This window comes from uncultured Leptotrichia sp., assembly GCF_938036635.1.
Lineage (GTDB): Bacteria > Fusobacteriota > Fusobacteriia > Fusobacteriales > Leptotrichiaceae > Leptotrichia > Leptotrichia hongkongensis.
The window spans coordinates 1-6,831 of record NZ_CALHQO010000355.1 but is presented as its reverse complement, the minus strand read 5'-3'; the positions used below and the strand labels follow the sequence as shown (position 1 = coordinate 6,831).

6 protein-coding genes are annotated in these 6,831 nt (G+C 32.1%); 4 read left to right on the top strand and 2 right to left on the bottom strand.

Annotation, left to right across the window (positions count from 1 at the left end):
- The 4 genes from Q0370_RS07160 to Q0370_RS07145 form a co-directional block, all read left to right on the top strand.
- A partial coding sequence (locus tag Q0370_RS07160) for a type II toxin-antitoxin system HicB family antitoxin (protein ID WP_299573965.1) occupies nucleotides 1-369 on the top strand: 369 nt, incomplete at its 5' end.
- Between the two features lie 173 nt (nucleotides 370-542).
- A complete protein-coding gene (gene rlmN, locus Q0370_RS07155) occupies nucleotides 543-1,640 on the top strand; it encodes a 23S rRNA (adenine(2503)-C(2))-methyltransferase RlmN (protein WP_299573962.1) in 1,098 nt (365 codons plus the stop codon).
- A 34-nt stretch (nucleotides 1,641-1,674) separates the two neighbouring features.
- The gene (locus Q0370_RS07150; protein WP_299573960.1) at nucleotides 1,675-3,720 is read left to right on the top strand and encodes a transglycosylase domain-containing protein; all 2,046 of its coding nucleotides are present in this window, start codon (nucleotides 1,675-1,677) and stop codon (nucleotides 3,718-3,720) included.
- An 18-nt stretch (nucleotides 3,721-3,738) separates the two neighbouring features.
- Nucleotides 3,739-3,996, top strand: a complete 258-nt coding sequence (locus Q0370_RS07145) for a type II toxin-antitoxin system Phd/YefM family antitoxin (RefSeq protein WP_299573957.1) — start codon at nucleotides 3,739-3,741, stop codon at nucleotides 3,994-3,996.
- 82 nt (nucleotides 3,997-4,078) lie between these two features.
- Here Q0370_RS07145 and Q0370_RS07140 read toward each other — a convergent pair whose 3' ends face one another.
- Nucleotides 4,079-5,461 (bottom strand): NCS2 family permease, encoded by a 1,383-nt coding sequence (locus Q0370_RS07140; protein WP_299573954.1) that lies wholly within the window; start codon nucleotides 5,459-5,461, stop codon nucleotides 4,079-4,081.
- Nucleotides 5,462-5,510: 49 nt separating this feature from the next.
- Nucleotides 5,511-6,830: a hemolysin family protein gene (locus Q0370_RS07135; RefSeq protein ID WP_299573952.1), complete on the bottom strand. Its 1,320-nt coding sequence runs from the start codon at nucleotides 6,828-6,830 to the stop codon at nucleotides 5,511-5,513.
- Between the last annotated feature and the right edge of the window lies 1 nt (nucleotide 6,831).

Below are 6,831 nucleotides of genomic sequence, written 5' to 3'. Positions count from 1 at the left end.
TGTGTTGTAAGAGAAGAAGATGGTGTTTTTTATGCAAATTTTGTAAATTTTGAAGGATGTTTTACTGATGGAGAGACGCTTGAGGAAGTTGTAAGAAATGCAAAAGATGTTTTATCAGGAATGCTTTTTACAATGGCAAAAAATAATATTCCGTTTCCAAAATCTGAAAATAGTGAGATAAAACTGGAAAATGGAGAATTTTTAATATATGTTGATGTCTGGATTTCTCCAATTTTAGAAAAAGCACGAAATCAGGCTGTGAAAAAGACATTGACAATTCCAAAATGGTTAAATGATGAGGCTGAAAAACAGTCATTAAACTTTTCTAATATATTACAAACGGCATTAAAAGAGGCTTTGGGAATATAAAAATTAAAAATTAAGAAAAATGTTCAGAAATAGATTAAGTAAAATTAAATTTTGAGCATTTTTTTTATTTTGAAAATTCTATTTTTTATACTGTAATATTTTCGTAAAATATGGTATGATATAGACAATGAAAATTGTAAAAATAAAAGGAGGAAATTGAAAAAAATAAAATAATGGAGATAAATAATAATGAAATGACAAATATAAATACAGTTGAGAAAATTGATATTTTGGGGATGGATTTAGAGAGTTTGCAAGAGAAATTTGTTGAGATTGGTCTTAAAAAGTTTAATGCGAGTCAAGTTTTTGACTGGCTGCATAATAAACTGGTATTTGATTTTGACGAATTTTCTAATATTTCTAAGAAAGATAGGGAAACCTTGAAGGAGAGATTTTATGTGGCAAAACTGGAGTTTAAAACACATCAAATTTCAGAAGATGGGGATACTGAGAAATTTTTGTTTGAATTGAAGGACAGAAGATTGATTGAAAGTGTGCTTATTTCTCATAAAAATCGGCATACGCTTTGTGTTTCTTCACAAATTGGATGTCTTATCGGATGTGATTTCTGTGCCACAGCTACAATGACTTATGAAAGAAATTTATCAATTTCTGAGATTTTACTACAATATTACTATGTTCAGAAATATTTACTTAAACGTGGAGAAAAATTAGGAAATGTAGTTTATATGGGGATGGGAGAACCATTTTTAAATTATGATGCGGTTCTTGGTTCGATTAATATGTTAAATTCTCCAAAAGGACAGAATTTCTCAAAAAGGAATTTTACGATTTCTACAAGCGGAATTGTAAATGGGATAAAAAGATTTACAGAAAATGAAAATCAAGTGAACTTAGCAATCTCATTACATTCAGTGAGAGATGATGTGAGAAGTGAAATTATGCCGATAAATAAAACATGGGGAGTAAAACAGTTAAAAGAATCACTTTTGGAGTATCAGAAACAAACTAAAAATCGTATTACATTTGAATATATCTTGATTGATGATTTGAACTGCGAGCCTGAAGATGCAAGGGAACTAGCTGGATTCTTAAATTCATTTTCGTGTCTAGTAAACTTGATTCCTTATAACCCTGTCGGTGGAAAGCCTTATAAAACACCATCAAAACAAAAACAAAGAGAATTTTATAAATTATTAAAAGACAAAAATGTTAATGTAACGTTGCGAGAAACTAAAGGTCAGGACATTGCAGCGGCCTGCGGACAGTTGAAGGCAAAAAAACAGATGGATTCTGCTAAAAATATTTAAATAGATATTGAAATAGTTACGAAAAGAGGTAGTAATGAAAAAGAATAATAAAGAAGAAAAAATTGCAAAACCTAGAAAAAAATTTAGTTTATTGTCATTTTTTTTCAAAGTTTTTGTGTTTTTGTTTATAATCGGAGCGGGAGCGGGAGCTTATCTTGTTTATACGGTAAGCAAGGAAACGCCAGTTGATTTGATTGATGGATATGCACCTGTATCGCCATCGGTAATTTATGATATCAATGGAAATCAAATAGATACGATAATGGTTCAAAATAGAGCTCCAATTGGAATTGGAGAAATTCCTTTGCATGTGCAGAATGCGTTTTTGGCAATTGAGGATAGAAAATTTAGGACTCATCACGGATTTGACTTTGTAAGAACGGCAAGAGCGGCTTTTTTGACAATTACAGGAAGACGGCGTGAAGGGGGAAGTACACTTACTCAACAGCTTGCAAAAAATGCTTTTTTGTCACCAGAACAGACAATGACAAGAAAGATTAAAGAAGCGATTTTAGCAATAGAAATTGAAAGAAAGTATACAAAAGATGAAATTCTGGAAAATTACTTGAATACAATCTATTTTGGGCAAGGAGCTTACGGAATAAAAAATGCAGCTATAAAATATTTTAATAAACAGCCAAAACAGCTTTCTATTGCACAAGCGGCAATTTTAGCGAGTCTTCCAAAATCTCCAACAAAATATTCAAAAATAGAACATGCGTTGGAAAGACAAAAGATTGTGCTTCATCAAATGAGAAATTTTGGATTTATAACAGAGGAAGAATATGAGAAAGCGGTTAAAGAAAAAATTACGTTTGTAAATGGGAATATTAAAAGCCGTAATGAAGAGGAACAGATTTCGACTTCAAATGTGGCACCTGAATTTACAACAGTTGTATTAAGTGAAGTAAGAAAAATATTGAAAATACCTGAAGAAGACCAAAAATTCTTATTTGACGGTTATAAAATTTATGCGACAGTTGATTTAGATTTACAAAGGGCAGCTTATTCGGCATTTAATAATAACTATAACTTGAAGAGTCGAGCGAACTTAAATGGTGCATTGCTTTCTATTGATCCAAGCAATGGGTTTGTAAAAGCAATGGTTGGAGGAAAAAATTATAAAAAAGGTAACTTTAATCGTGCATTAAGTTCATTGAGACAGCCAGGTTCATCTTATAAGCCAGTAGTTTATCTTGCGGCATTGCAAAAAAACATGGCAATGAATACCGTTATGGAAGATTCGCCAGTAAAAATTGGAAACTGGAGTCCAAAGAACTATGACGGAGTATTCAGAGATAGCATGACACTTGCTAAGGCATTGGAAATTTCCAACAATATAATACCAGTAAAATTATTGCAACGTGTTGGAATCAATTCGGCTGAAAAAGTATGGCGTGATGCGGGAGTTGTAGGAGGAGATTTTCCTAAGAACTATACGTTGGCACTTGGTTCAATTTCGACAAGACCAATAGACATGGCAATGTTTTATGCGGCGCTTGCAAACGGAGGTTATCAAGTTCAGCCTCAATATATCTACAAAATCGAGAATAAATATGGTGAAGTTGTTTATGAAGCAAAACCAAAAATGAAAAAAGTTTATGATTCAAAAGATGTTGCAATATTAACTTACATGCTTGAAAATGCTGTAAATTATGGAACTGGGCAATCTGCAAAAGTCTTTAAAAATGGACAGCTTATTCCAATGGCTGGAAAAACGGGAACAACTTCTGACTATGTTTCAGCATGGTTTACAGGTTACACACCTACTCTTGCTACAGTAGTTTATGTTGGAAATGATAACAACAAGTCAATGGGGCCTGGAATGACCGGGGGAGCTGCAGCTGCACCAATTTGGAAAACTTATATGCAGACGGTAGTTGACTTGCCGAATTACAACGTTGGAGTCTTTGAATTTATAGACGATTATATTACAAGAAAAGATTTAACAACAAGAGATATTGACTTGCAAATTGGACTTCTTGACAGAGATGGAGTAAATAAACGAACAGCATTGTTTAAGACTGGAACAGAGCCAGTTGAGTCAGAAGGTAAGTTTAGGAATGGGATTACGTTTTAAATTAAGGAGTTGAAATTTATGACAGCAACAAGTTATTCTAATTTTAAGAACAATCCTGAAAAATATTTTGAAAAAGTGATACAGAATTGTGAGACATTGATTGTAACTAGGAAAAATGACGAAAATATTGTTGTAATGAGTGAAGATGAATATAGTAATTTGATGGAAAATTTATATATTATGTCAAATAATGATTATTACAATAAATTAATTCAAGGAAAAAGAGAAGTTGAAGAGGGGAAAGCAGAAATACACGATTTAATTGAAGTAGAATAAGAGCAATAAAAAAATATGATTTCAAATACAGAGTAGTGTATAAGAGATCATATTTTTTGTTTATAAGAATTTATAAATTTGATTATGACATAAATAATAATTTAACTATGAATAACGCTCCTAAAATAACCATTACCCATGAAACGTGTCTTCTGTCTTCTTTTTTCGAGAATAAATTGTAAAACAGATTTATTAAAACATAAGATAAAATTCCTAATGTTAAACCATCACCAATACTGTAAGTTAGAGCCATTGTTGTAATTGTTATGAAAGATGGAACTCCTTCCAGAATATCGTGCAAGTCTATGTTTTTAACTGAACTTAGCATTAGATAACCGACGTAAATTAGGGCTGGAGCTGTGGCACATCCTGGTATTGAGATGAATATTGGCGAGAAAAACATTGATATTAGGAATAGGAATCCTGTTGTGATAGCAGACCATCCTGTTCTTCCTCCTGCGATAACTCCTGTTGAGCTTTCTACATAAGTTGTAACTGTAGAAACTCCAAGTGCGGCACCAGCTGTAGTTGCGATTGCGTCTGCCATTAAAGCTCGTCCTACATTTGGTACATTTCCATTTTCATCTAGCATATCAGCTTTTGAACATACTCCTACTAATGTTCCGACAGTATCAAAAAAGTCTACAAACAGAAATGTGCAAACTATGACAAATAAATTTCCAAACATTTTAAAATCAGTAAATAGCCTAAAGTCTAATTTTCCCATAACAGGCATCATTGACTCGTATTTAAAGATACCAGATGGTAAATAAATTCCTAATTCTTTTGCATGTGCAGGATTTATAAGAGCATATCCCCAGGCTAGAAGAGAACTCAATACTATTCCATAAAGAATTGATCCACGTACATTTTTTTTATCTAAAATAGCTATTAAGAATAATCCGATAAATGAAATAATAACCGCTGGAGAAAAATGTCCCATACTAACTTTGGTAGATTCATTTAAAACAACCAGCCCACTCCCTGAAAAACCGACAAATGCAATAAATACTCCAATTCCACCAGTAACAGCGTGTTTCATATTTTCTGGAATGGAATTTACTACAGCTTCACGTACTTTAAAAAGTGTTAAAAAGATAAATATAATTCCTTCACAGAAGACAGCAGTCAAAGCAGTTTGCCAGCTGATACCACCTTTTAGTACAACTGTAAATGCAAAAAATGCATTTAATCCCATACCTGAGGCAAGGGCAAAAGGCAGATTTGCAATAAGGCCCATAAGAAAACAGCCAATTGCGGCTGAAAAACAAGTTGCTGTAACTAATGCTCCTGCATCCATACCAGTTTTTGACAAAATATTTGGATTTACAGCAATTATGTACGCCATTGTAAGAAATGTTGTAATTCCTGCCATAACTTCCTTTTTCATATCAACATTTTCATTTGCTAGAAGCGGGAAAAGTCGTTTAAGTCCGCCTGTTTGTTGAACATTAGTGATGCCCATTTTGATTAATCAACTCCATTTCTATGTATTATTTATGTTGTTACAAATATTATTCATCTTCATTAGATTTATTTTTAGACTTTTCATCATCTTGCTGATCTTTGTCAAAAGTCATAAGGACTTTTTCGATTTTTTTATTTTTAACTCGCTGTGGCTTGAATACAACACCATTAATTGTAATTGGCTCAATATTTTCATTATCTTCAGGAATATATCCCAAATTTTCGATTAAAATCCCACTTAAAGTGTCATAATATTTAGATTCAAGTTCAAAGTGAAAGTTATCATTCAAGTCATTTAAGGAAACATCTCCATTAATTAAGTATTTATTTCGTGACAATTGGCGAATTGACAAGTCTTCATCATCAAATTCATCAGCAATATTTCCCATAACTTCCTCAATCAAGTCTTCAAGTGTAACAATTCCCGAAAAACCTCCATATTCATCAATAAGTATAGTAATGTGCTTTTTCTCTAGCTGCATTTCGTTAAATAGTTCATTTACATTTTTTGTTTCAGGAACGAAATACGCTTCTTGCAGCAAATCAGCAACTTTTATGTTATCAAACCCTTTTTTGTAGGCTTCCATCATCAAATCCTTGGTTAATAGCACACCAACAATATTGTCAGCTTCATTTTCATAAACAGGAATACGTGAATATTTTCCAATTTCCTTATTTTCAAAAAGTTCATGAATTGAGATATTTTTATCAATCAAAAATACTTTTGTTCTCGGAATCATTATTTCACGTGCAATTTTCTCATCAAATTCAATAATATTCTCAATCATTTCCTGTTCAGCTTCGTTAATAACACCGTGTTCCTTACCGACTTCTACAAGCGAACGCAGTTCCTCCTTAGAAACCTTTTCTTCAATATTGTCTTCTTTCATTTTCAAAATTGTAAGTACCAAATTTGTAGAAAATGTCAAAAATTTTACAAATGGAGAAAATAACCTTGAAATAAATACAACAACTCCGACTGATGATAAAGCAATCTTTTCTGAATTTCTAAGTGCAATTCTCTTTGGAATTAGTTCACCAAAAACAAGTGTAACATATGACAATAGAAAAGTTATTAAAATCATTGAAATTTGATTACTGTATGGGATATTCAAAGGTTGCAATGCACTTGACAAATATTGCGATAAACCAGTCGCTGCCGATGCTGATGCAAAAAAACTTGCCAAAGTAATCCCAACTTGAATAGTAGACAGGAATTTACTAGGTTCCTGCAGCAAATTATCAAGTAAAATTGCTTTTTTATTTCCATCTTCAATTAATATTTTTAATTTATTTTTGTTTAACGAAACAATCGCCATTTCCGCACTGGAAAAGAAAGCGTTAATTCCCGTTAAAATTATTATTATT